At 72.7% G+C, this 24,929-nt stretch carries 20 protein-coding genes and 1 pseudogene; 2 read left to right on the top strand and 19 right to left on the bottom strand.

Going from position 1 to position 24,929, the window contains the following annotated elements; genetic code table 11:
* Positions 1–50: 50 nt before the first annotated feature.
* On the bottom strand, positions 51–497 hold the full coding sequence (locus tag QUG98_RS09315; RefSeq protein WP_289470272.1) for a hypothetical protein: 447 nt from the start codon (positions 495–497) through the stop codon (positions 51–53).
* Positions 498–645: 148 nt separating this feature from the next.
* Between QUG98_RS09315 and QUG98_RS09310 the strand changes: the two genes are divergently transcribed.
* Positions 646–1,512 carry an HhH-GPD family protein gene (locus QUG98_RS09310; protein ID WP_289470326.1) on the top strand — a complete coding sequence of 289 codons (867 nt, stop codon included), beginning with the start codon at positions 646–648 and terminating at the stop codon, positions 1,510–1,512.
* Between the two features lie 99 nt (positions 1,513–1,611).
* Here the strand turns inward: QUG98_RS09310 and rbfA are convergent, their stop codons facing one another.
* From rbfA to QUG98_RS09250, 12 genes are all read right to left on the bottom strand, one after another.
* On the bottom strand, positions 1,612–2,058 hold the full coding sequence (rbfA, locus tag QUG98_RS09305) for a 30S ribosome-binding factor RbfA (RefSeq protein ID WP_289470271.1): 447 nt from the start codon (positions 2,056–2,058) through the stop codon (positions 1,612–1,614).
* An 88-nt stretch (positions 2,059–2,146) separates the two neighbouring features.
* Positions 2,147–5,008 (bottom strand): translation initiation factor IF-2, encoded by a 2,862-nt coding sequence (infB, locus tag QUG98_RS09300; RefSeq protein ID WP_289470270.1) that lies wholly within the window; start codon positions 5,006–5,008, stop codon positions 2,147–2,149.
* A gap of 75 nt (positions 5,009–5,083) precedes the next feature.
* Positions 5,084–5,401, bottom strand: a complete 318-nt coding sequence (locus QUG98_RS09295) for a YlxR family protein (protein ID WP_082687788.1) — start codon at positions 5,399–5,401, stop codon at positions 5,084–5,086.
* A 99-nt stretch (positions 5,402–5,500) separates the two neighbouring features.
* Positions 5,501–6,496: a transcription termination factor NusA gene (gene nusA, locus QUG98_RS09290; protein ID WP_289470269.1), complete on the bottom strand. Its 996-nt coding sequence runs from the start codon at positions 6,494–6,496 to the stop codon at positions 5,501–5,503.
* 143 nt (positions 6,497–6,639) lie between these two features.
* Positions 6,640–8,394 carry a proline--tRNA ligase gene (locus QUG98_RS09285; protein WP_289470268.1) on the bottom strand — a complete coding sequence of 585 codons (1,755 nt, stop codon included), beginning with the start codon at positions 8,392–8,394 and terminating at the stop codon, positions 6,640–6,642.
* Between the two features lie 160 nt (positions 8,395–8,554).
* On the bottom strand, positions 8,555–9,688 hold the full coding sequence (ispG, locus tag QUG98_RS09280) for a flavodoxin-dependent (E)-4-hydroxy-3-methylbut-2-enyl-diphosphate synthase (protein WP_224443121.1): 1,134 nt from the start codon (positions 9,686–9,688) through the stop codon (positions 8,555–8,557).
* Positions 9,689–9,738: 50 nt separating this feature from the next.
* Positions 9,739–10,314 (bottom strand): cysteine hydrolase family protein, encoded by a 576-nt coding sequence (locus QUG98_RS09275; protein ID WP_289470267.1) that lies wholly within the window; start codon positions 10,312–10,314, stop codon positions 9,739–9,741.
* Positions 10,311–11,759: a purine-cytosine permease family protein gene (locus tag QUG98_RS09270; RefSeq protein WP_289470266.1), complete on the bottom strand. Its 1,449-nt coding sequence runs from the start codon at positions 11,757–11,759 to the stop codon at positions 10,311–10,313. The genes QUG98_RS09275 and QUG98_RS09270 overlap by 4 nt, the downstream gene beginning before the upstream one ends.
* Before the next feature lie 47 nt (positions 11,760–11,806).
* Positions 11,807–13,141: a M50 family metallopeptidase gene (locus QUG98_RS09265; protein WP_289470265.1), complete on the bottom strand. Its 1,335-nt coding sequence runs from the start codon at positions 13,139–13,141 to the stop codon at positions 11,807–11,809.
* Positions 13,142–13,286: 145 nt separating this feature from the next.
* Positions 13,287–14,372, bottom strand: a complete 1,086-nt coding sequence (locus tag QUG98_RS09260) for a 1-deoxy-D-xylulose-5-phosphate reductoisomerase (protein WP_289470325.1) — start codon at positions 14,370–14,372, stop codon at positions 13,287–13,289.
* Positions 14,373–14,447: 75 nt separating this feature from the next.
* On the bottom strand, positions 14,448–15,419 hold the full coding sequence (locus QUG98_RS09255; protein WP_289470264.1) for an FKBP-type peptidyl-prolyl cis-trans isomerase: 972 nt from the start codon (positions 15,417–15,419) through the stop codon (positions 14,448–14,450).
* Between the two features lie 6 nt (positions 15,420–15,425).
* Entirely contained in the window at positions 15,426–15,902 is a 477-nt protein-coding gene (locus QUG98_RS09250; protein WP_289470263.1) for an OsmC family protein, read from the bottom strand.
* Between the two features lie 105 nt (positions 15,903–16,007).
* Between QUG98_RS09250 and QUG98_RS09245 the strand changes: the two genes are divergently transcribed.
* Positions 16,008–17,000, top strand: a complete 993-nt coding sequence (locus QUG98_RS09245) for an asparaginase (RefSeq protein ID WP_289470262.1) — start codon at positions 16,008–16,010, stop codon at positions 16,998–17,000.
* A 42-nt stretch (positions 17,001–17,042) separates the two neighbouring features.
* On the opposite strand, the gene QUG98_RS09240 is transcribed toward QUG98_RS09245, so the two are convergent.
* The 6 genes and pseudogenes from QUG98_RS09240 to QUG98_RS09220 all read right to left on the bottom strand — a co-directional run bounded on the left by QUG98_RS09240 (position 17,043) and on the right by QUG98_RS09220 (position 24,881).
* The gene (locus QUG98_RS09240) at positions 17,043–17,918 is read right to left on the bottom strand and encodes a hypothetical protein (protein WP_289470261.1); all 876 of its coding nucleotides are present in this window, start codon (positions 17,916–17,918) and stop codon (positions 17,043–17,045) included.
* Positions 17,919–18,026: 108 nt separating this feature from the next.
* A complete protein-coding gene (locus QUG98_RS09235) occupies positions 18,027–19,199 on the bottom strand; it encodes an FHA domain-containing protein (RefSeq protein ID WP_289470260.1) in 1,173 nt (390 codons plus the stop codon).
* A gap of 735 nt (positions 19,200–19,934) precedes the next feature.
* A pseudogene (locus QUG98_RS16595) lies at positions 19,935–20,003 on the bottom strand (zinc-ribbon domain-containing protein); the annotation flags it as partial.
* The gene (locus tag QUG98_RS09230) at positions 20,000–22,381 is read right to left on the bottom strand and encodes a transglutaminase domain-containing protein (RefSeq protein ID WP_289470259.1); all 2,382 of its coding nucleotides are present in this window, start codon (positions 22,379–22,381) and stop codon (positions 20,000–20,002) included. The pseudogene QUG98_RS16595 and the gene QUG98_RS09230, both read right to left, overlap by 4 nt.
* 119 nt (positions 22,382–22,500) lie before the next feature.
* Positions 22,501–23,913 (bottom strand): DUF58 domain-containing protein, encoded by a 1,413-nt coding sequence (locus tag QUG98_RS09225; RefSeq protein ID WP_289470258.1) that lies wholly within the window; start codon positions 23,911–23,913, stop codon positions 22,501–22,503.
* Complete coding sequence (locus tag QUG98_RS09220; RefSeq protein WP_289470257.1) at positions 23,910–24,881, bottom strand: AAA family ATPase; 972 nt, start codon at positions 24,879–24,881, stop codon at positions 23,910–23,912. The genes QUG98_RS09225 and QUG98_RS09220 overlap by 4 nt, the downstream gene beginning before the upstream one ends.
* Positions 24,882–24,929 lie beyond the last annotated feature (48 nt).

The raw sequence follows: 24,929 nt of genomic DNA, 5'->3' as shown, positions 1-24,929 counted from the left end.
CGGACGAGGCTACCAGCGCGGCGCGCCCGCACGGGATCGGTCGGACCGCGTCAGCAGGCGTCGTTCCACTCACGACGCGGGTGGTCCGGGTCGGTCACGTCGAGCACGGCCGACGCGGCGGTCTTGACGTCCGCGCGCCGCTCGAGGCGACCGTCCTCCTGCTCCACCCAGAGCGACCAGCGCCAGAGGTTCCTGGTGCCCGTCGCGAGCAGCCCCTGGCCGTGCACGACGAGCACACCCTCGCCCGCACCGGTCGTGCGGAACGGCGCGACGACGTCGGCCCGGAGGACGTCGAGGTCGGCGGAGGGGGCGGCCGCGGCCATCGCGGACACCCCGTGCTGCTGGAAGCCCCCGACGAGCGCCGCGGCGACCCGTTCGAGGTCGGTGCCGTCCTGGCCGTCGATGCCGACGACGGTGCGGTTCGTGCCGACCTGTGCGATCACCTCGCCCGCGATCGCGGCCATGGTGTCGGTCTCCTGCGGTGCCCAGCGTGCCATGCACCCACCGTAGGCTGTCGTGGTGAACGCGCGCGGAGCCTCCCGGCAGCCTGTGGACGACGAGCCGGCTGTGGAGGACACGACGGCTGCGGACACGTCGGCTGTGGACACGGCAGCCGCGGACACGACGGTCACGCCCCGACCGGACATCGCCACCCCGCTCGTCGCGTGGTTCCGCGCCGAGGCGCGCGACCTGCCGTGGCGGCGCCCGGGGTTCCCCGCCTGGGGCACGCTGGTGAGCGAGATCATGCTGCAGCAGACGCAGGTCGCGCGGGTCGTCCCCCGCCTGGAGGCGTGGCTCACCCGGTGGCCGACCCCTGCGGACCTCGCCGCGTCGCCTCCCGGCGAGGCGGTGCGCGCCTGGGACCGGCTCGGGTACCCGAGGCGCGCGCTCGCGCTGCACGCGGCCGCGACGGCGATCGCCGAACAGCACGACAACGTGGTCCCGCGGGACGTCGACGCGCTCCTCGCCCTGCCCGGCATCGGCGACTACACCGCCAGGGCCGTCGCGGTCTTCGCCTACGGCGACCGGCACCCCGTCGTCGACGTCAACGTGCGGCGGGTGCTCGCCCGGGCGGTCCTCGGCGAGGGCGAGCCCGGACCGGCGAAGGCGAAGCGGGACCTGCCGCTCATGGAGTCGGTGCTCCCCGAGGACCGCGAGGCGGCCGCCGCGACGAACGCCGCGGTGATGGAGCTCGGTGCACTCGTCTGCGTCGCCCGCTCCCCCGCGTGCGACGTCTGCCCGATCGCCGACCGCTGTGCCTGGCGCGCTGCCGGGTACCCGGAGCACGACGGGCCGCGCGTGCCGAGGCAGGCGCGCTTCGCGGGCAGCGACCGCCAGGTGCGCGGCCTCGTGATGGCCGAGCTGCGGGCGAGCGACGTCCCCGTCACGCGGGACGAGGTGGACCTGGTCTGGCCGGACGCCGAGCAGCGGGCCCGTGCGCTCGCGTCACTGCTGCGCGACGGACTCGTCGTCGGCGACGACACGGCGGGCTACCGCCTGCCCGACGCCTGACACGCGACGCCGGACACACGACACCCGAGGCCTGCCACTCAACACACAACGACGGCCGCCGGACGATGTGTCCGACGGCCGTCGTGGTGCTGCGGTGGATCAGGCGCGCTCGTCGCGCTCGTCGTCCTCGTCGTCGTGCTTGTACGGGTCGGCGTCACCGGCGTACTGCGCCCCGGCCGACGCGGCACGCACCTGCGCGTCGCGCTGCTGGGCCTGGACGAGCAGGTCCTCCATGTGCGCCGACGTCTCCGGCAGTGCGTCGGCGATGAACTCGAGCGACGGGGTGAGCCGTGCGGTGATGTTCTTGCCGACCTCGCTCCGGAGCATGCCGGTCGCGGCCTTGAGCGCCGCGGCGGAGTCGGCGCGCTCCTCGTCGGTGCCGTACACCGTGTAGAACACCGACGCGTGCTGCAGGTCGCCGGTCACCCGGACGTCGGTGATGGTGACGAAACCGAGGCGCGGGTCGCGCAGCCCCTTGTCGAGCCGCCGTGCGACGACTTCCTTGATGCGGTCCGCCATCTTGCGTGCGCGCTGCGGATCGGCCATGGGTGCCTCCTGGGGCAGGGATCTACTGGTGGAACGGGACGGACCCCGCCCCTCCCGAGGGAGGAGCGGGGTCCAGGATAGCCAGACGTCAGTCGCGCGGCTTCTCGACGAGCTCGGTGGTCTCGATCTCGTCGCCGATCTGGATGTCGTTGTACTTGCCCAGACCGATACCGGCCTCGAAGTCCGTGCGGACCTCGGTGACGTCGTCCTTGAAGCGACGCAGCGACTCGATGGCCAGGCCGTCGGCGAGCACCACGCCGTCACGGATGACGCGCGCCTTGGCGTTGCGCGTGATCGTGCCGGAGCGGACGATGACACCGGCGATGTTGCCGAACTTCGAGGAGCGGAACACCTCGCGGATCTCGGCGACACCCGACTGGACCTCTTCGTACTCGGGCTTGAGCATGCCCTTGAGGGACTGCTCGATGTCCTCGAGTGCGTTGTAGATGACCGAGTAGAAGCGCACGTCGATGCCCTCGCGGGCCGCACGCTCGCGGGCCTTGACGTCCGGGCGGACGTTGAAGCCGACGACGATCGCGTTGTCGATCGTGGCCAGGTCGATGTCCGACTCCGTGATCGCACCCACACCGCGGTGCAGGATGCGGAGCTGGACGCTGTCGTCGACCTCGATGTCCAGGAGCGACTGCTCGAGTGCCTCGACGGCACCGGAGACGTCACCCTTGATGATGAGGTTGAGCGAGTCGACCTTGCCCTCCTCGAGAGCACGGGTGAAGTCCTCGAGCGAGATGCGCTTGCGGGCCTTGGCCAGCTGGGCGTTGCGCTCGGCCGCTTCACGCTTCTCGGCGATCTGACGGGCCGTGCGGTCCTCCTCCGTGACCAGGAAGGTGTCACCGGCGCGCGGCACCGACGACAGACCCTGCACCTGGACCGGACGGCTCGGCGTCGCCGCCTTGACCGCGACACCGTTCTCGTCGGTCATCGCACGGACGCGGCCGTAGGCCGTGCCCGCCACGATGGCGTCGCCGACGTGCAGCGTCCCGGACTGGATGAGCACCGTGGCGACCGAACCGCGACCCTTGTCGAGTCGGGCCTCGATCGCGACACCGCGGGCGTCCTTGTCGGGGTTCGCACGCAGGTCGAGACCGGCGTCCGCCGTGAGCAGCACCGCGTCGAGCAGGTCCTGGATGCCGACGTTGTTGCGCGCCGACACGTCGACGAACATGACGTCGCCGCCGTACTCCTCGGCCACCAGGTTGTACTCGGTGAGCTGCTGCCGGACCTTCGCCGGGTTCGCGCCCTCCTTGTCGATCTTGTTCACCGCGACCACGATCGGCACGTTGGCCGACTGCGCGTGGTTCAGCGCCTCGATCGTCTGCGGCATGATGCCGTCGTCCGCCGCGACCACGAGGATCGCGATGTCCGTCACCTGGGCACCACGGGCACGCATGGCCGTGAAGGCCTCGTGACCCGGGGTGTCGATGAACGTGATCGGACGGTCGACGCCCTCGTGCTCGGTGACGATCTGGTACGCACCGATGTGCTGGGTGATGCCGCCGGCCTCGCCCTCGACAACCTTCGAGTTGCGGATGGCGTCGAGGAGGCGGGTCTTGCCGTGGTCGACGTGACCCATGACGGTGACGACCGGGGGACGCTGCTGCAGGACGGAGTCGTCCTCGTCGGCGTACTCGGCGTCGATGTCGATGTCGAAGCCCTCGAGGAGCTCACGGTCCTCGTCCTCCGGCGAGACGATCTGGATCTTGTAGCCCAGTTCCTCGCCGAGGACCTCGAACGTGGCCTCGTCCAGCGACTCGGTCGCCGTGGCCATCTCACCGAGGTGGAAGAGCACGGTCACCAGGTTGCCGGGCATCGCGTCGATCTTGTCCGCGAAGTCCGAGATGCTCGCACCGCGACGGAGTCGCACGACCGTGTTGCCGTCACCGCGAGGGACCTGCACACCGCCGAGCGACGGCGCCTGCCGCATCTCGTACTCGGCGCGCTTCGTCCGCTTCGACTTGCGGGCACGGCTCTTGCCGCCACCGCGACCGAACGCACCGGCGGTCCCACCACCGGGACCACGGCCGCGGCCACCGCCACCGGCGGGACGCGGACCGCTGAAGGCCGGACGCGGGAAGCCGCCACCGGCACCCGGGGCTCCGCCCGGACGACCACCGGGGCCGCCACGGCCGCCGCCCTGGCCCGGGCGCTGCCCGAAGCCGTTCGGGCGGTTCGCCTGACCGGGGCCACCCGGACGCGGAGCACCCGGACGGGGCACGCCGGGACGCGGCGGGGCCGGACGCGGGATGCCGTTGCCGCCACCGGCACCACCGGCGGGACGCTGACCCATGCCCTGGTTGGACGCGTAGGGGTTGTTGCCGGGACGCGGCGGGCGCGAGCCCATGCCCTGGCTGGACGCGTAGGGGTTGTTGCCGGGGCGTGCACCGGGCTTGGGGCCACCCGGCTTCGGACCGGCGGCGGAGCCGGGCTTCGGCGCGCCACCGGGCTTGACGGAGTCGCTCTTCGGCGCGCTCGCGTCACCACCGGACTGCGCCGCGGAAGCCGCCTTCTCGGCTGCGGCTGCCTTCTCGGCGGCTGCGGCCTTCTGCGCGGCCTCGGCCTCGGCCTGCCGCTGCGCGACGGACTTCGGCGCGGCGGGCATCGGGGTCTCGGCGGCGGGCGCCTGGACCTCGGGCTCGGCCTTCGGTGCGGGTGCCGGACGTGCCGGACCCGGGCGGGGACCGCCGGGCTTCGGGGCGCCGGACCGCGGGGCGGCGGTCTTCGCGGGAGCGCCCGGGGTCGCCGGAGCCGCGGGCTTCGACGCCGTCGAGGCGCCGTCCGCCTGCAGCGCAGCACGGAGCTTGCGCGCGACGGGGGGTTCCACACTGGAGCTCGGGCCCTTGACGAACTCGCCGAGTTCCTTGAGCTTCTCCATTGCGGTCTTGCTGTCGACACCGAGTTCGGATGCGATCTCGTGTACGCGTGGTTTTGCCACAGTTCTCCTTCACGGGTCCCACCCCGCGAAGGGGGCAGGACTCACTGGATGACGGGTCTCATCTCGAGCCGCTCATCAGTTGTCCATAAGCCGTTCAGCCTGTTCTGTCGTGTCCCGGTGACGCGCCTGCTCTTCGGCGCTGAGCGCCTCGAGGTAGTCACGTACCGCTGACGTGTCCGGTTCACGATCGAGTCGGAGCGCGCGGCGGTAGGCCCTGCGCTTGACGGCCTGATCGTGTGCCTCGACGGTCGGGGTGAGCCACGCTCCCCGTCCCGGCATGACTGCCTTCGGGTCCGCCACGACACGTCCGTCGCTCAGGGCGACGACACGGAGGAGGGAGGACCGGGGAGCACGACGACGACTGCCGATGCATGTTCTGACGGGAACCACCATACTCCTTGCCTCCGACCACCGCGATCCGGCGCGCCCGGACTGGCCACGCCACCAGCGAAACAGTGTCGGGCGACGGCCGCCGCCCGACACCGGGAGCGACTACTCGTCGCCGTCCAGGATGGAATCGGGCTGGATGTCGATGCGCGCCCCGGTCAGCTTCGCGGCGAGGCGGGCGTTCTGCCCCTCCTTACCGATGGCGAGCGACAGCTGGTAGTCCGGCACGAGGGCACGGACGGCCTTCGTCGAGGCGTCGAGCACGAACGCGCTCGTCACCTTCGCCGGCGACAGCGCGCTCGCGACGAACGACGCCAGGTCGGACGAGTGGTCGACGATGTCGATCTTCTCGGCGCCGAGCTCGGTCGTGACCGCACGGACGCGCGCGCCGAGCTCGCCGATGCAGGCACCCTTCGCGTTGACCCCCGGTTCGTTCGCCTTCACCGCGAGCTTCGTGCGGTGCCCGGCCTCGCGCGCGATCGAGGTGATCTCGACGACGCCCGAGGCGATCTCCGGGACCTCGAGCGCGAAGAGCTTGCGGACCAGCCCCGGGTGCGTGCGCGACACGGTGATCTGCGGGCCCTTCGCGCCGCGGCCGACGCTCGTGACGTACACGCGGATGCGGTTGCCGTGCTTGTAGTCCTCGCCCGGCACCTGCTCCTCGGGCGGCAGGATCGCCTCGACGGTGCCGAGGTCGACGTGCACCATCTTCGGGTTCGGACCCTGCTGGATCACGCCCGCGACGATGTCGCCCTCCTTGCCGCGGAACTGGCCGAGGATCTTGTCGTCGCCGATGTCGCGCAGCCGCTGGTTGATGACCTGCTTCGCGGCGAAGGCGGCGATGCGGCCGAAGTCGCTCGGCTGGTCGACGGCCTCGCCGACGACGGTGCCGTCCTCGTCGCGCTCCGGCACGTAGACGGAGACCTCGCCGGACTTGCGGTCGAGTTCGACGCGGGACTGCGCGTCGACAGGCTCGTCGTTCTCGGCGCGGTGCTTCTGGTAGGCCGTCAGGATGGCGGATTCGATGATGCGGACGAGTTCGTCGAACGGGATCTCCCGCTCGCGCTCCATGAGTCGCAGGACTGCGAGGTCGATCTTCACCGAGGTGCCTCCGTGTTCAGCTGAGTCGCTCCCGCGGGTGGATCTGCGCGGAAGTCGGCGACCAGCGTACCCCAGAACCACGAGACGGACCGGAGGCGCGGTGCCAGCCGACACCGCGCCTCCGATCCGTCGAGGGGTCGCGATCAGATCGCGCGGACCGCCTCGAGCAGGTCGGCGACCGGCACGTCGCGGCGCTCGCCCGACGCGCGGTCCCAGAGCTCGACGACGCCGTCAGCGGCGTTCCGCCCGGCGACCACGACGATCGGCATGCCGAGGAGCTCGGCGTCGCGGAGCTTCACACCGGGCGACACCTTCGGACGGTCGTCGTACACGACCTCGAAGCGGTCCCCCTCGAGGGTGTCGACGATCGAGGACGCGAGGTCGTAGGCGACCTCGTCCTTCCCCGTCGCGACGACGTGCACGTCGAACGGCGCGACGTTCTTCGGCCAGACCAGGCCCTTCTCGTCGTTGTGCGCCTCGGCGAGGATCGCGAGGATGCGCGTCACGCCGATGCCGTAGGAACCCATCGTGACCGTCGCGAGCTTGCCGTTCTCGTCCTGCACCTTGAGCCCGAGCGCCTCGGCGTACTTGCGACCGAGCTGGAACACGTGCCCGATCTCCATGCCGCGGGCGGTCTCGAGCGGGCCGGAGCCGTCCGAAGCAGGGTCGCCGGCGCGGACGTCGGAGACCTCGGCGACACCGTCTGCCGTGAAGTCGCGGCCCATGACGAGGCCGGACACGTGCACGCCGCGCTCGTTCGCCCCGGTGATCCAGGCCGTGCCGTCGACCACGCGGGGGTCGACGACGTAGCGGATGCCGGACGGGCTGTCGGCGCCGAGCACCTGCGGCCCGATGTAGCCCTTGACGAAGACGCCCGGGTGCTTGCGGAAGTCGTCGTCACCCGCGGCCTCGACCTCGGCGGGCGCGAAGGCCACCTCCGCGCGCTTCAGGTCGACCTCGCGGTCGCCCGGCAGGCCGACGACGACCACCTCACGGGTGCCGTCCAGGTGCGTCAGCGCCAGCACGACGTTCTTCAGCGTGTCGGCGGCGGTCCAGGGAGCGCCGGCGCGTGGTGCGACCTCGTTCGCGTGCGCCACGAGGGTGTCGATCGTCGGGGTGTCGGCGGCGGGCAGGAGCACGGGCTCGGGCTGGCCCGCGATCGGCAGAGCGTCGGGCACCGGCGTGACGTAGGCCTCGACGTTCGCGGCGTAGCCACCGGCGCTCCGGACGAAGGTGTCCTCGCCGACCGCGATGGGGTGCAGGAACTCCTCGGACTTCGATCCCCCCATGGCGCCGGCGTCGGCCTTGACGATCGCGTACTCGAGGCCGAGGCGCGTGAAGATCCGCTCGTACGCGTCGCGCATCGTCTGGTAGCTGCGGTCGAGGCCGGCGTCGTCGATGTCGAACGAGTAGGCGTCCTTCATCGTGAACTCGCGACCGCGCAGGAGACCGGCGCGGGGACGGGCCTCGTCGCGGTACTTGTCCTGGATCTGGAAGAGCGTGACGGGGAGGTCCTTGTACGACGAGTACAGGTCCTTCACGAGCAGCGCGAAGAGCTCCTCGTGGGTCGGCGCGAGGAGGTAGTCGGCGCCCTTGCGGTCCTGCAGGCGGAAGATGCCGTCGCCGTACTCGGTCCAGCGGTTCGTCGCCTCGTACGGCTCGCGCGGGGCGAGCGCCGGGAGCAGGACCTCCTGCGCACCAGCCGCGACCATCTCGTCGCGGATGATGCCCTCGATCCGGGCGCGGACCCGGAGACCGAGCGGGAGCCAGGCGAAGATGCCCGGGGCCTGACGACGGATGTACCCGGCGCGGACGAGGAGCTTCGCGCTCGTGACCTCGGCGTCGGAGGGGTCGTCGCGGAGCGTGCGGAGGAAGAGATGGGAGAGCCGTGTGACCACGGGGCAAGCCTAGCGGCGTGGCGCTCGCCCAGCCGTCCCGGTGACGGACGGGAGGCTCCCCACCGGCACGGCCCGACAGCCGCTGGCGCGTCTGCCGGGAACCGGCCGGCGTGGGCCCAGGTGCCGGCCGGCACCGCGCCTCCCGTCCGTCAGGTGCGCGCTACGGCGCGGTGATCACCTGGACGGAGCCGGTGGCGGCCGCCGGGCCCATCTCGTCGGCGATGCGGTTCGCCTCCTCGATCAGGGTCTGCACGATCTCGCGCTCCGGCACGGTCTTGATGACCTCGCCCTTGACGAAGATCTGGCCCTTGCCGTTGCCCGAGGCGACGCCGAGGTCCGCCTCGCGCGCCTCGCCCGGACCGTTCACGACGCAGCCCATCACGGCGACGCGCAAGGGCACGGTCATGCCCTCGAGGCCCTTGGTGACGTCGTTGGCCAGCTGGTAGACGTCGACCTGCGCGCGGCCGCAGCTCGGGCACGAGACGATCTCGAGCTTGCGCTCCCGCAGGTTCAGCGACTGCAGGATCTGCAGGCCGACCTTCACCTCCTGTGCGGGGGGCGCGGAGAGCGAGACGCGGATGGTGTCGCCGATGCCCTCGGCGAGCAGGATGCCGAACGCCGTGGCGCTCTTGATGGTGCCCTGGAACTCCGGCCCGGCCTCGGTGACGCCGAGGTGCAGCGGCCAGTCCCCCGCGGCGGCGAGCTGGCGGTAGGCCTTCACCATCACGATCGGGTCGTTGTGCTTGACCGAGATCTTGAAGTCGTGGAAGTCGTGCTCCTCGAACAGGCTGGCTTCCCACACGGCCGACTCGACGAGCGCCTCGGGTGTGGCCTTGCCGTACTTCTGCAGCAGGCTCGGCTCGAGCGACCCGGCGTTCACACCGATGCGGAGCGAGACGCCGGCGTCCTTCGCCGCCTTCGCGATCGCGCCGACCTGGTCGTCGAACTTGCGGATGTTGCCCGGGTTCACGCGGACGGCGGCGCACCCGGCGTCGATGGCCTGGAAGACGTACTTCGGCTGGAAGTGGATGTCGGCGATGACCGGGATCTGCGACTTCTTCGCGATGATCGGCAGCGCATCGGCATCGTCCTGGCTCGGGACCGCAACGCGGACGATGTCGCAGCCCGACGCCGTCAGCTCCGCGATCTGCTGCAGCGTCGCGTTGATGTTCGTCGTCGGGGTCGTCGTCATCGACTGCACGGAGACCGGGGCGTCGCCGCCCACGAGGACCTTGCCCACCCGGATCTGCCGCGACTTCCGGCGCGGGCTCAGGGTTTCGGGGACTTTCGGCAGACCGAGGTTCACTGCTGGCACGGGTGTGACTCTACGCGCTCCCGGTGACGTCACACCTGGTCGGTGACCAGGTCCGTGCCGCGCTCCACGACCGTGATGAGCGGCGCGTACAGGCGCATGAGCGCGAGGGCACGCTCGTGGTCCTCGTCGCTCGCGCCCGCGCACGCGTCGGCGACGACCGTGACGCTCGCCCCGGCGTCCGCGGCGGCCAGCGCGGTGGACACGACGCAGCAGTCCGTGGAGACGCCGGTGAGCACGAGGTGCGGGTGGTCCCCGACGACGGCCTGGAGGCTCGTCCCCCACTTGCCGAAGGTCGGCTCGGTCACGACGGGGGTGCCGTGGTCCGTCACCGCGGCCGCGAAGGGCGCGGTCAGGTCGTACAGGGGGTCGGTGTCGGGCACGAGCGCGAACGACCACTCGCGGTAGTACGGCACCCACGCGCCCTGCGGTCGCTCCGGCGCGACGAACCGCGTGAACACCGTGCGTCCGGCGAAGTGCGGCAGCAGTCGCGCCGTCCCGGCTGCGGCCTCGTCGTACCGGGGCGTCGACCAGGGGCCGTCACCGGTGAAGACCCGCTGCAGGTCGATCGCGACGAGCCAGGCGTCTGCCGGCACGACGACGCTCACGAGTCGTGCTCCTGACGGCGGACCGTCCCACGGGCCGTGAGCAGCGTGCCCACGAAGCCGACGACCAGGGCGACGAGGACACCGAGGTTCGCGTAGGCCCACGCCCCCTCGCGGCCGCCCAGCCCGAACGGGCCGAGGAGGTACCCCTGCCAGTTGAGCCACGCCGGCACGCCGTAGGTGTTGGTGACGAGCCCCCACCCGAGCACCGTCCCCAGCACGACGAGACCGATCGCGGTCCAGCGCACGTCGCCGTAGCGACCGCGGACGTCGTCGAGCTCGGCGTCGGCGTACGCGCGGCGCCGCAGCACCACGTCGGCGACGAACACGCCGGCCCATGCGGCGATCGGGACCCCGAGCGTGACGAGGAACGCCTGGAACGGCGAGATGAAGTCCTTCGCGAAGAAGACCACGTACACCGCTCCCGCGACCATGAACACGCCGTCGACGCCCGCGGCGACCGGTCGTGGGATCCGAACGCCGGCGCTGAGCAGCGCCAGGCCCGACGAGTAGATGTCGAGCACGGCACCGCCGACGAGCCCGAGGATGGCCACGAGGGCGAACGGCACGAGGAACCAGACCGGCAGGATCGTCGTCAGCGCGCCGATCGGGTCGGCGCCGATCGCGTCGTCCAGGTCCTTCGACGAGCCGGCGAGCAGCACGCCGACGACGACGAGGACCGCGGGGGCGAGGGCGCCGCCGAACGTCGTCCACCAGACCACGCCGCCGGTCGAGGACGACCGCGGCAGGTAGCGGGAGTAGTCGGCCGCCGCGTTCACCCAGCCGAGTCCGAACCCCGTCATCACGAGCACCAGGGCGCCGATCACGTTCTGCGCGCTGCCCGCCGGCAGGGCACCGAGGGTGCCGAGGTCGATCGAGGGCACCGCGAGCACGACGTACACGACGGTGAGCACGGCGGTGACGACGGTGATGACCGTCTGCAGCCGCATGATCACGTCGAAGCCCGCGATGCCGGCGCCGACGACGAGCGCCGCGACGACCACGAGGGCGACGAGCTTCGTCACGACGCCGTCGTCCCATCCGAGCTCGCGGAACACCGTCGACGTGGCGAGCACGGCCAGCGATGCGAGCGCGGTCTCCCACCCGACCGTCAGGACCCAGCTGAGGAACGAGGGCAGCCGGTTCCCCCGCACGCCGAAGGCCGCACGACTCAGCAACATGGTGGGTGCCGATCCACGCTTCCCCGCGATCGCCACGATGCCGCAGAGCAGGAACGAGAACGCGACACCGACGACGGACACCACCGTCGCCTGCGCCAGGGAGATGCCGAAGCCGAGGACGAACGAGCCGTAGCTCAGCCCGAGCACCGACACGTTTGCGGCGAACCACGGCCAGAACAGCCCGCGGGGCCGCCCCTTGCGATCGGACTCGGCGATGACGTCGATGCCCTGGCGCTCGACGGCGCGGACCTCTGGCGCGGTGCTCATGCGCTGAGCGTAGTGGGCGAGCGACCCCGCGGGGCCGACCGGCCGCGCTACCCGAACAGGTTCACGGGGCGGACGATGTCGGCGTAGATGAGCAGGGCGCTCATCCCCGCGAGCAGCACGACGACGACCATGGTCAGTGGCATCGTCTTCGCCAGGTCGATCGCGCCCGGGTCGGGCTTGCCGACGAGCACGTACGCGCGGCGCTTCACGGCCTCCCACAGCGCACCGGCGATGTGCCCGCCGTCGAGCGGCAGGAGCGGCACCATGTTCAGCACGAACAGGCCGATGTTCAGCGAGGCGAGCAGCCCGAGGATCGTGTACGCCTTGTCGACGACGGGCACGCCGCTCATCGACGAGACCTCGCCGATCGCCCGGCCGACACCGACGACCGACACCGGGCTGTCCTGCGATCGCTCCTGCGCGCCGAACGCGGCGTTCCAGACGGCGACGAGACGCTGCGGCAGGTCGATGATCAGGTGGGCGGACGCGGCGATCTGCGCGCCGGTCGCGGGCAGCACCGCGGCGGGCGACTGTCGGACCAGCGACTGCCCGATGCTGACGCCGACGACACCCACCCGCTGCGTCTTCGTCGTGCCGTCGGCGTTCTTCGCGACCGTGCCCTGCTCGGTCACGACGTCGCGGGTCGCGAGCTGCGGCGTGACCTGGAGCGTCCGGCGCTGGCCGTCGCGCTCCACGACGACCGTGACCGACTCGCCCGCGGATCGCTGGAAGACCCGGGACACCTCGGTGATCGTCGGGTCCTGCTGCCCGTCGACCGACAGCACGACGTCGCCGTCGCGGATGCCCGCCTGCTTCGCGGGCGACTCGGCGTCACCCGCGGTGCAGGTCGTCGCGCTGCTCGTCGGCAGCACGCAGTCGACGCTCGACGTGAAGGTCGTGGTCGGCGCGCCGAACCCGCACAGCAGCACCCCGAACAGCACGATGCCGATCACCAGGTTCATCGCCGGGCCGGCGACCATCACGATGATCCGCTTCCACGGCGTCAGCCGGTAGAACGCCCGCGAGTCGTCGCCGCCCGAGTCGGCGATCTGCTCCGCGCTGGCCTGACGGGCGTCCTGGACGAACGCGCCGTACATGCCGGTGTTCGTGATCGCGTTCGGTCTGCCGGAGGCGCGGGGCTTGAGCATGCCGACCATGGAGATGTACCCGCCGAGCAGGATCGGGCGGATGCCGTACTCGGTCTCGCCCCGGCGGAAGGACCAGATCGCCTTGCCGAAGCCGAGGGAGTACTGCGTGACCTTCACCCCGAAGAGCTTCGCGAAGGTCAGGTGTCCCAGCTCGTGGAGTCCGATCGAGACCAGCAGGCCGACGATGAAGACGACCACGCCGAGGACGAAGAGGAGCACGGATTCGACGGTCACCGTCAGAGGGTACGGGACCCTGCCCATGACGGAGCCGAGCGCGCCCTGAGAGGTCGGTCGTGCCTCCCGGCCGGCCTGGAGGCACGGATCAGCGCGGGCGCGTCCGTCACGCGACCGTGTGACGGACTCGCGTCGTCCGCTCGCGTCAGCGGGCCAGCAGGCGGTCCGCCGCGGTGCGCGCCCAGCGCTCCGCGGCGAGGACGCCGTCGAGGGACGGCTCCCCCGCGGTGTGCACGTCGACGACCCGACGGACGGTGTCGACGATGTCGAGGAACCCGATCGCACCCGCGTGGAACGCGGCGACCGCCTGTTCGTTCGCGGCGTTGAACACCGCCGGGAACGTGCCACCGAGCACGCCGACGCGCTTGGCCAGGTCGACCGCGCCGAACGCACCGGTGTCGAGCGGTTCGAACGTCCAGGTGCTCGCGGACGTCCAGTCGAGCGGCACGCCGACGCCGGGCACACGGTCCGGCCAGGCGAGGCCCAGCGCGATCGGCAGCCGCATGTCCGGCGGGGATGCCTGCGCGATCGTCGAGCCGTCGACGAACTCGACCATCGAGTGCACGATCGACTGCGCGTGCACGGTGACGTCGATGCGGTCGTAGGGCACGTCGAACAGCAGGTGGGCCTCGATGACCTCGAGCCCCTTGTTCACCAGGGTCGCGGAGTTCGTCGTCACGACCAGCCCCATGTCCCACGTCGGGTGCGCCAGCGCCTGCGCCGGCGTGACGTCGCGCAGGCTCTCCCGGGAGCGTCCGCGGAACGGACCGCCGCTGGCCGTGAGCACGAGGCGGCGCACCTCTGTGCCGGAACCGGAACGCAGCGCCTGCGCGATCGCGGAGTGCTCGCTGTCGACGGGCACGATCTGCCCGGGGCGGGCGGCGGCCTGCACCAGCGGACCGCCGACGATCAGGCTCTCCTTGTTCGCGAGGGCGAGGGTCGCACCGGTCTCGAGCGCGGCGAGCGTCGGGCCGAGACCGACGGATCCCGTGATGCCGTTGAGCACGACGTCCGCCGCGACGGTCCGGACGAGCCGTTCCGCGTCGGCGGCACCGAACGCGGTGTCCCGGACACCGAACCGGCCCGCCTGCTCGGCGACGAGGTCACGGTTCGTCCCGGCGGTCAGGCCGACGACCTCGAACCGGTCGGGGTTCCGTGCGACGACGTCGAGGGCCTGCGTGCCGATCGAGCCCGTGCTGCCGAGGACGACGACGCGGCGCCTGGTCGGCACGGCGGTGTCATCGGTCCCGCGCCCAGCGGTCGTCGGCACGGTGACGCCGTCGGGCCCGGCGGTCGTCGGCACGGTTCAGCCCTTGGCGAGGACGTCGACGACGAAGACGAGCGAGGCGTCCTTCGGGATGCCCGATCCCTCCGGCGGGTTCGAGCCGTAGGCGTCCTCGGGTGTGGTGACGATGAGGACCTGCGAGCCGACCTTCTGTCCGACGAGTCCGGTGACGAAGCCCTTGATGAGCGAGCCCTCGGACACGGTGAAGGTCGTCGGAGCGCCCTTCGACCACGAGGAGTCGAACTCCTTGCCGTCCGCCAGGGTCACGCCCTTGTACTGCACGAGCGCGGTGTCGCCGTTCTCGATCGTCGCGCCGTCGCCCTGCTTCAGGACCTCGACCTCGGTCTTCGAGGGGGCCGTCGCACCCGACGGGATCGTGATCTCCGGCTCACCGTCGGCCTTGTCCTTCACCGTGGGCAGCGACGGGTCCTGCGTCTGCGGGGTGCCGGTCGCCTTCGTCGGGGTCTGCGCGACGACGTCCGCCACGACGACGATCTCGCCGCCGGTGTTGAAGCCGAGCGCCGAGGACTGGCCGACGACCGCGACCCGGTCGCCGACCTTCGTGCAGGCGAGCAGGGCGCCGAAGCCGGTGCCGCCGACCGAGAGCACCTGCGGGTTGCCCTGGTCGAACCCGACCGCACCGAGCTTCGAGGCGTCCGACGCCTTGTAGACGGCGTAGGAGACCTGGGCGAACTCGCCGTCCTGCAGCGCCTTGCCCGAGCCCTCCACCACGGTGGTGGCCTGCGGGGTCTCCGCGCTGAGGCCCTTGTCGAAGGTGACCTTCGGCGCTTCCGTGCCGGCGACGGCCCCGGTGACCTCGATGCTCTTCGACGCCGAACCCGACTCCGGGCACGACGAGATGGGCGTCGCCGTGGCGCTGGACGACGCGCTCGGCGAGGCCGAGGCGTCACCCGAGCCGTTCCCGGAGCAGGCGGCGAGTCCGAGCACGACGGCGGGGACGATGGCGATCGGGAGCAGGCGGAGACGCTTCACGGGGACCTATCCTGCCGCACGCACCTTGGTGACCGGCGTGTGGTGGACGGGGAACGCCACCGAACGCGCGATGAAGCACAGTCGGTTCGCCTCGGCGTGCGCGGCCTCGGCGTCAGCGACCCGGTCGGCCTCGAGCACCGTGACGACCGGGCGGAGGGTGACCTCCGTGACCTCACCGGTGCCGTCGCGGTGCACGTCGAGCGACGCCGTCGCCGTGTCCTCGTAGTCGACGACCGTGAAGCCCCGCTGCACCGCCACGTAGAGGTAGCTCATCATGTGGCACTGGGCGAGGGCGCCGAGCAGCATCTCCTCGGGGTTCCACCGGTCGCGGTCGCCGCGGAAGGCCGGGTCGGCCGACCCCGCGATGGGGTGCTTGCCCGCTGCGGTGACGTCGTGCTCGCGGCCGTAGTCCCGGTAGCCGCTGGTCCCGGTCCCCCGGTCCCCGGTCCAGCGGACGGAGACCTCGTAGGTGTGGTCGGTCACGGTGCGCTCCTTCGTGCTGGTGCTCGGTCGGCGGAGCGTGTCCCGCCCGCTCGTGCTGGTGCTCGGTCGGCGGAGCGTGTCCCGCCCGCTCGCTACGATGACGACATGACGGTGAGCCACGACGTCCGCACAGATCGCCATCCTCTCACCGCCGAGGGCTCCGTCGAGCTCGCGGTGCTCGACCGGAACGGCTTCGACGAGAGCCGCCACGTCGGCGCCGGCGTGGTGGTCGCCGCGGACGGGACCGTGCTCGACGCCGTCGGTGACGTGCACGCGAGCATCTACCCCCGCTCCACCATGAAGCCGTTCCAGGCACTGGCGATCCGTCGCGCCGGTGCCGTGTTCAGCGACGAAGAGCTCGTCCTCACGACGGCCAGCCACGCCGGGACCACGCCGCACCAGGCCCTCGCGCTGCACATGCTCGAGTCCTTCGACCACGCCGAGTCCGACCTCGGGTGCCCGCCCGACCTGCCGTTCGACCGTGCCACCGCGCGCACGATGGACGGCCCGCGCCGCCTCGCGATGAACTGCTCGGGGAAGCACGCCGGGATGCTCGCCGCCTGCCGGGTGAACGGGTGGGACGAGGCGACCTACCTCGACGTGACGCACCCGCTCCAGCAGCGCGTCCGCGAGACCGTCGAGGAGTACACCGGCGAGGTCGTCGACGTCGTCGGCACGGACGGCTGCGGTGCACCCGTGTTCCCGCTGACCCTGCGTGGACTCGCGCGCGGCTTCGCCGGGGTCGTCGCGCGGTCGGACGCGGACGCCGCAGCGCTCGTCGACGCGGTGCTCGACCACCCGTGGGCGATCGACGGCGTCGGGCGCGCCAACACGGTGACGATCGAACGGCTCCGCGTGCTCGCGAAGTTCGGCGCGGAGGGCGTCATGGTGATGGGCCTGCCCGGCGGTGCGTCGGTGGCCGTGAAGACGCTCGACGGCTCGCAGCGCGCCGGGACGCTCGCGGCCCTCACACTGCTCGAGCGCAACGGTCTGGTCGACGCCGCGGGGGTCGCGGACGTACTGGCCGCCACGGGCGAGCAGGTGCTCGGAGGTGGCGTGCCGGTCGGAGCCGTCCGCGCGGGGTCCGGGTTGCGCTGAGCGGCTGCGCTCCCCCGTCGGAGCGCATCGGGTCCGGGCGCCTCACTCTCTGACGGGAGCGAGGTCCGCACCGAGTGGGTCACCGGGTGACCGTGTACCCACCAGCAGCGGCAGCACCGGGTCCAGGGGCACCGCTCCACCGTCGTCGCCGTCGCCCCAGGCGCGACAGCCGTGGCGCGTGACCTCCAGCACCCGGTCGTGCCGTCGTGGGAGCAGACCGACCCCGGGCACGAGCACGACCGTCGCCCACGGCCGGCCCAGGTCGTCGAGGCGAGCGGCGACGGCCGTACCGGTCGGCGTCGCACGGAGACCGGGTGGCGCCTCCGGTCGAGGGCCGTCATCGGTGACGATCCGGACGTCCGGACCCGTCTCGTCGGTACCGATGTCGTCGATCGCGGCACCGTCGACTGCGGTACCGACGACCCCGACATGATCAGCCGCCACCGTGCGACCGACCCCCAGCCCGGTGAGCTGCGCGACGAGCGCCTCGAACACCGCCCGCGCACAGGGGCCCGTCCCGACGACGACGACGTGGCACGACGCAGAAGCCCCCACCTCGACGCACTCGGTTCCCCCGTCCGGTCGTCGTCCGAGCACCAGCGCGACGCCGGCGTCGGCGCGCGGGGACGTCGGGACGCCTCGGTCCGACGCGAGGTCGGACTCGCATCCGCCGGTGGTGCCTGCGACCCCGGACCCGGGGTGCGCCGAGACATCGATCGGACTCGGCGGCAGGGTGACGACGACCCGAGGTGGACCAGCGCCGGGAGCCCGGACCGTCAGCGCGTCGAGCACCGCGCAGCACGCCGCCGCCGCGAGCAGCACCACCCTGGCGGAACCGGCGAGGTCGGCGAGGACCCCGACGAGCACGAGCACCACGGCCGACGCGACCAGGCACCATCGGGCAACGAGCGGAGACATGCCGAGAGCCAAGCAGCCCCTCGCCTCCGAGGTCGGACGCGAGGGGCTACTCGTGGACGCAGCGTGATGCAGGGCCCCCTGTGGAGGACTGTGCGCGCCGCGGCGGGACTACTGCACGAGGAAGAACTGCTCGCCGATGTCGACCCGTGCGCCACGCTCCACCCGGTAGCGACGCCCGGGTTCGCAGCGCCGGATGCTCCCGTCGATGTGCCGGATGACCGTGCCGTTGCCCGAGTGTCGATCGGACACCCAGAGGTCGTCGCCGTCACGCCCGAGCTCGAGGTGCGTCTTCGACACCGACTTGCCGGGATCGTGGACCGTCAGCAGGTCGTCGAAGCGCTCTGCGGGCTCCGGGCGCGGCAGCCGCCCGAGCAGCCCCGTCCCGTGCACCGCGGTGCGCTCCCCCGTGCTGAAGTGCAGCACGAAGGGCGCGGTCGACTCGGTCTTCACGACGATGCGCGTCTCCTCGACGTCCTCGTCGGGTTCGAGGTCACCGCTCGACGGCACCACCGCGACGTCGACCGGCGGGAGGACCGGGCCGGTCGAGCCCGGGATCGGCGGCAGCGGCGCGGCGCGCGGGACCGGCGGGAGGTCCTGGCCACCGGTTCCGACGCCCACGCCGCCACGGACGTCAGCATCGGTGGACCGGGCCGAGGACGGCACGGTGGGCGACGCCGGTGCAGGCGGGACCGCTGCGCCATCGGTCGCGCGTTCGGGCTCCTCGAGTGCAGCCCGCGCCTCGTCGGTGCGATCGACGTCGGTGCGATCGACGTCGGTGCGATCGACATCAGTGCGATCGACATCAGTGCGATCGACATCGACCGGACCGGCACCGGTCACGCCGTCAGCGGTCGCGCCGTCCACGGCTCGCTCACGGTCGGCGGCTCGATCGCCGTCAGCGGCTCGATCGCCGTCGGGAGCGCCGGCGGCCGATTCGTCGTCGGGCTCGGACGCTCCGGACCCGCCGTCGACGCCGTCCTCCGGGCGCTCGTCACCGGCGCGGACCTCGTCGTCGGCGGCCCAGTCCGGCCGTGCCATCGGCAGCGGCACCACCGGGCCGGTGAAGGCCGCGGTCACGGTCGGACGAACCGCACCGCACTCCGCGCAGAAGATGTCGTCGGGCTCGAGCGTGTGGCCGCACACCGGGCAGGTCGCCGGACCGCTGCCCGGAGCGATCAGCGGTGTCGGCGCGGGACGACGGTCGACCAGTGGTTCGACCACCGCGGTGTCGCCGGCACGGGACTGCTCGTCACCGGACGACGCGTCGTGCTGGTCCTCCACGGGCGGTTCGGCGGCGGCAGGACCACGACCGACCCACCAGGAGGGCCGTGACGGCGCTGCCGTCGGCTGCTGCGCGACAGGAGGAGACCACACCGGGGCCGCAGGCGGCTCGGGGCGTTCCGACGTCGCGTCGGTGGTCGGCGCGAGCCGGGTGCGTTCGGTGTCCGCGAGCTCGCCGGACGCGGTGCTCCGGTCAGCCGGGGCGGGCGGTTCCGCGGAGGACGGGTACGCATCGGGGTCGAGGGGCGGCTCCACCTCCGGAGCGCCCGCCCGCAGGTCGGCCGCGCCCGGCACGGCCGAGCTGCCTGCACGACTCCCGGTCTCGCCGGCTCCGGCGCCGGTCTCGGAAGTACCGGTTGCGTCGGCACCAGCTCCGTCAGCACCGGTCGCCCAGTCATCGGTCGATCCGGTGCCGCCGCGCGGTCGGCCCGGGTCGCCGTCCTCGGGTCGTGCCCACGCGGGGCCGCCGACCGCAGTACGGGGGGAGGCGGAATCGGGCGGACCGGCCGGCCCAGCCGGAGCTGACGGACGATCGGGCACGGGAGCCGCGGACCGCCGGTCCTCGCCGGTGAGCCAGGCGCGCGTCGCGGGATCCAGCGTCGCCTCCGGCAACCACGCCTCGGCCGCCGGGTCGGGCCGGTGACCGTACTGGTCGGGCTGGCGGAGCGGCGGTGGCGGGGTGTCGTCCACGGGCGCCGCCGGAGCGGGCCGGCGGCTCGCCGAGACGTTCACCGACCGCCCGCACTCACCGCAGAAGATCGCGCCGTCCGGCAGCATCGATCCGCAGTGTTCGCATCTGATCACGGTTCGCCTCTGTCCTCACTCGGCCGTCCACGACGCTCGCCGGCCTCCGGACCATCGTAGTCACGGGCACCGGGACGCCCCTGGTCGACGCTGGTACCGACCCCGGTGACCGTGGCCCCGGCACGCGCCGGTCCCGTCCCGGGACGCCGCCGCAGCCACCCGACACCGGAGCGGAGTGACCGCAACGACACGGCCGCCCGGACGCGCTCGCGGCGCGTCCGGCCCTCGCGGAGGCTCTCGATCGCCTCCTCGGTCGCCGACCACATCCGGTCGGCCGTGCCCTGGTCGACGTCGTCCGGGCCGAAGACGCTGCGGTCCGCCAGCGCGGCCAGCCCGGTACCGCCACGGCCGGGAGCACCGGCGACGGCCTCGCGGCGGGTCGCGCCTTCCGGCACGGCGTGCCCCCGGTCGAGCAGCGCGTCCCGGTACTCGTCCCACGCCCCGGTGACGCGGGCACGAGGGGTCGGTGCCCTGCGTCGGCGGCGTCGCCGGACCCGCTTGCACAGCAGCACGATCGCGAAGGGCAGGAGGACGAGGGCGACGAAGCCCAGCGTCGCGAGGACCCACGGCAGCGCCGCGAGCAGCACCTGGAGCCACAGCGGGGGCACGGGCGGTGTCTCGCGGTCGGTCTGCGGCGGCGCCTGCTGGTCCTGGTCCTGCCGCTCGACGGGCGGCGGCGGGACGACCGTCTCCGGGCGCGTGACGGGTTGCGGGGTCTGGTCCTGCTCCTCCGGGATCTCCCGCACGACGGGGTTCGGGTTCAGGGTGACCCAGCCCCACTGTGCCGTGTCCACCTCGACCCGCGCGGTCACGTCGGACCCGCGCAGCGTCGTCGTCCCGCCCGAGCCGGACGTCCTGCCGGCCGAGGAGGCGCCGGAGTCGCCGCCCGGGGTGAACCCCATCACGACCCGCGACGGGAACCCGATCTGCCGCGCCATCAGTGCCGCTGCCACCGCGTACTGTTCCTGGTCGCCGATCATGACCGGCGCGGTGAGGAGCTCCTGGATGCGGTCGGCGCCGTGCCCGGAGCGGCTGGCACGGTCGTCACCGACGCCGTGGCTGACGTAGCCGGTGCTGGTGAGCCACCGGACGGCGGCGACGAGCTTCTCCCCGTCCGTCCGGGCATCGGCGGTCGTCGACTCCACTCGCTCCCGCACGGCATCCGGCACCCCGGTCGCCGACGGGACCGCAGCCGTCCCCGGTCGTGCCGAGGCGAGCTGTTGGTCGTCCGGCTGGTCGGGCAGCACCGCATCGAGGTCGTAGCGGGTACCCGCCCCGACCCCGCCGACGACGGCGCCGGTCGACGTCGCACGGTCGTAGAAGAAGGAGCGCCGCGCCTGCTCCGCGCCGTCCCCGCGGAAGGTCACCGATTCCAGGTCCCCGACGGTCGGCAGCCAGACGCCTCGGTAGGCGTCGACATCCACCCCGACCTGGAGATCGGTCCCCCGCACGCCGCCGACGTCGACGGTCGTCGGCACCCGCTCGAACGTGCCGGATGCGGACGCCCCGTCGTCGCCGCCGACCCGGAACACGACCCCGTCGTACGTGTCGAGGGTCGCGATCCGGACGAACCCGCCCTGCGGCAGCCCCGACACACGCAACTGGGTCGCGTCGGCCGAGCCGGTCTCCTCGTACGCCCGGAAGGTGCTCAGCGGACTGACCTCGTCGCGGGGGTCGAAGGGCTTGACGACTTCGGTGCGCGCCACGGTACGACCGACCGAGGGCGGCGCGACCAGCCCGAGTCCGGTCGCGACGACCGCCGCCGCCAGCACGGTCCCCGTCCCGACGAGCGCGGGTCGCGCCACGGACCGCCACACCGGGACCCGGCCACCGACGGTCGCCGCGACGGAGGCCGCCCTGCGGGAGTGCCGGACGACGAGCGCCCAGACCAGGGCGATCCCGCCGAGCGCGACCGCGGTCGCGACCGAGACGTCGAGGCGGCTCGGTCCGACGACGACACCCGCCGCGAACAGGACGAGCGCCGGGATGCTCGCGGTCTCCGGCCTGGAGGCGCGGATCGCCACGGTCACGGCCGTCACCGTGGCGACGAGGGTCGTCACGAAGTACGGCACGAGCAGGGACTCGTAGGACCCGACCGGCAGGCTGACGGTGACGAGTCGCTTCCAGTCGAGCGCGACGCCGGCGAAGAGGTCGACGAGGCCCGGTCCGGTCGGCAGCAGCCCTGCGGCCTCGGCCGGGACCGCGACGGGCACCCCGGTCAGGGTGAAGACGGCCACGGTCAGGACGCCGACGACCACCGTCGGCAGTCGCCCGAGCGCGCCGGCCCACGCGACGACGGTCCCTGCGACGACCGCGGTGACGCCCGCGGTCACCATCGAACCGTCGCGGTGGATCGGCCACCAGGCGGTGCTCGCCACCGCGACGAGGAGCCAGACGAGGAGGGTCCCGCCTACCAGGCGGGCGGGCGAGCGCCGGCGCGCCGCGCGGCGGGTCGCCCCGCGGCCGCGCGTCCGTCGGTCCGTGGACGTCGCGGCACTCACGCGGCGGCCGCCGACCGGTGCAGGGCCTGGCGCAGGTCCTCGAGGTAGCCGATGGTCAGCACGGTGAGACCGGCGACACGGAGGACGCGCGGCTGGGCCTCGGGCTCGCAGGTGACGGCCACGACCTCGACCCCCACGGGGAAGCGCGTCGCGGCGAGCCGGAGCGCCGGCAGTCCGACCGCGGAACCCACCACCAGGAAGGCGACCGAGATGCCCGCGGTGTCGTTGCCGACGATCCCGGCGACCTCGGCGACGGGCAGGCAGGCGTCGGAGAGTCCGACGGTCGCGAACTCGTCCAGCAGTCGGGTCGGGGTGACGGTGGCCAGCCGGTGCACCGCCCGCACCGGGCGCTTGGCGTACTCCGGCGTGCGCTCGGACACGACGACGGACACCTCCCGCCCGTCCCGGACGGCACGGGCACCGAGGGACGCGGCGACGCTCACGGCGAGCTCGAACCCGTCGTCGTCGTCGAACTCGGCCCGTCGGGTCGCGAGGGCCACCACGAGGTGGGACCGCCGGGTGTCCTCGAACTGGCGGACCATGAGCGCGCCGGACTTCGCGGTCGACTTCCAGTGGATGGTGCGGGGGTCGTCACCGGGGACGTACTCGCGGACGGCGTGGAACGCGATGTCGGCCGGGGAGAGGTCGGTCGTCGCCTGCCCCTCGAGGTCGCGGACGAGCCCGGTGCTCGTCGACGGGATCGCGATCGTGCGCGGGTGGACGATCACCTGCTCCCGGGCTGTCCAGACGACCTCGCGACGCACCAGCCCGACCGGGTCGGCCCGGACGCCGGTCACCGGACCGACGTCGAGCACACCCCGCCGCACCGTCGGCACGGGCACCAGCTCCTCGAACACGCCACCGGGGGCGACGGACGGCACCGCGACGTCCACCAGGCCGGAGCCGACGGGCAGCTCGACCGTGGTCGGGACGGACGGCAGCCGAGCCGGGTTCTCCGCGGTGACCACGACCCCGGCGTCGTCGCCGACCGCCACGCGGTGCTGCGGTAGCCGCATGCGCACGACCAGACGGGTCCGCCCGACGAGCGCGACGGCGGCCACCACCGCGAGCACGGCACCGGCGAAGCCCACCACCACGACCTCGCGCAGTCCGAAGCGGTACCCGACCACGAAGGCGACGACCGTGACGGCGGCGACCGTCCATCCGAGGCCGGTGACCACCGCGGCGACCTCGGCCCACAGACGTCGCACGGTCCTCCAGGCCGTCGCCCACGCCTTCGCCGCACCGACGACCGCGTCGGCGGCGACGCCCTCGCGGTCTCCGACGAGCCGGGTGCGCACGTTCGTGAGGCCGGCGACCGTCGTCGTCCGTTCGGGCGCGACCGGACCGCGACGGGACCTCGTGCTGCCGCGTCGCGTCCTGGTGCTGCTGGGTCGGCGGTCGGTCACGACGCCGCTCGGTCGGCCGGTGGCGGCGTCTCGACCAGGAGCTGCGCCACGACACTCGTGGCGCTGACCCCGTCGAACTCGGCCTCGGCGTCGAGCACGAGACGGTGCGCCAGCACCGGGACGGCCAGCGCCTTCACGTCGTCCGGGGTCACGTAGTGGCGGCCGTGCACCGCGGCGTACACGCGGGCGGCGCGGACGAGCCCCATCGCGCCGCGCACGCTCACACCGAGGCGGACCTCGCCGGCGGCACGCGTCGCGTCGACGAGGCGGGCGACGTAGTCGGCGATCGTGGGGTCGACGTGGACGGTGCGGGCGAGCGCGGCCATCTCCGTGACGGTCGCCGCGGGGACGACGCTCGGCAGGGGCACCGAGGCGGACGGTGCCGAGGAGGTCTCGAGGATCCGGACGGTGGCTGCGTGGTCCGGGTATCCGATCGAGGTGCGTACGAGGAACCGGTCGAGCTGGGCCTCGGGCAGGCGGTAGGTGCCGGCCTGTTCGACCGGGTTCTGCGTCGCGATCACCATGAACGGGGCCGCCAGACGGTGGTTCACGCCGTCGACGGTCACCGCCGACTCCTCCATCGCCTCGAGGAGCGCGGACTGCGTCTTCGGACTGGCCCGGTTGATCTCGTCCGCGAGCACGATGTTGGCGAACACCGGACCACGGTGGAAGTCGAACTCCTGCGTGCGCTGGTCGTACACGCTGATGCCCGTGATGTCTCCGGGCAGCAGGTCCGGGGTGAACTGGATCCGGTTCGTCGATCCCTGCACGCTCTGCGCCATCGCGCGGGCCAGGCTCGTCTTGCCCGTCCCGGGGACGTCCTCGAGGAGCAGGTGCCCCTCGCTGAGCATCGTCGTCACGGCGAGCCGGATGACGAACGTCTTCCCGAGGAGCACCTGCTCGACGTTGGTCACGATCCGGCCGGCGACGTCGGCGAACCAGGTGGCCTGCTCGGGGGTCATGCTCATGCGGTGGTGTCCTCGTTCTCGGGGGCGGGATCGCTGGCGGGTCGAGAC

Source organism: Curtobacterium subtropicum (genome assembly GCF_030362975.1).
Taxonomy (GTDB): Bacteria; Actinomycetota; Actinomycetes; order Actinomycetales; family Microbacteriaceae; genus Curtobacterium; species Curtobacterium subtropicum.
Note: the sequence above shows the minus strand (reverse complement) of the source record. Positions and strands in the feature narration are given on the sequence as shown.

Excerpts from the sequence above, each read along its gene's own strand:
- QUG98_RS09315 (WP_289470272.1), bottom strand. The coding sequence starts at position 497 with ATGGCACGCTGGGCACCGCAGGAGACCGACACCATGGCCGCGATCGCG.
- rbfA (WP_289470271.1), bottom strand. The coding sequence starts at position 2,058 with ATGGCCGATCCGCAGCGCGCACGCAAGATGGCGGACCGCATCAAGGAA.
- QUG98_RS09295 (WP_082687788.1), bottom strand. The coding sequence starts at position 5,401 with ATGGTGGTTCCCGTCAGAACATGCATCGGCAGTCGTCGTCGTGCTCCC.
- QUG98_RS09270 (WP_289470266.1), bottom strand. The coding sequence starts at position 11,759 with ATGAGCACCGCGCCAGAGGTCCGCGCCGTCGAGCGCCAGGGCATCGAC.
- QUG98_RS09245 (WP_289470262.1), top strand. The coding sequence starts at position 16,008 with ATGACGGTGAGCCACGACGTCCGCACAGATCGCCATCCTCTCACCGCC.
- QUG98_RS09240 (WP_289470261.1), bottom strand. The coding sequence starts at position 17,918 with ATGTCTCCGCTCGTTGCCCGATGGTGCCTGGTCGCGTCGGCCGTGGTG.
- QUG98_RS09220 (WP_289470257.1), bottom strand. The coding sequence starts at position 24,881 with ATGAGCATGACCCCCGAGCAGGCCACCTGGTTCGCCGACGTCGCCGGC.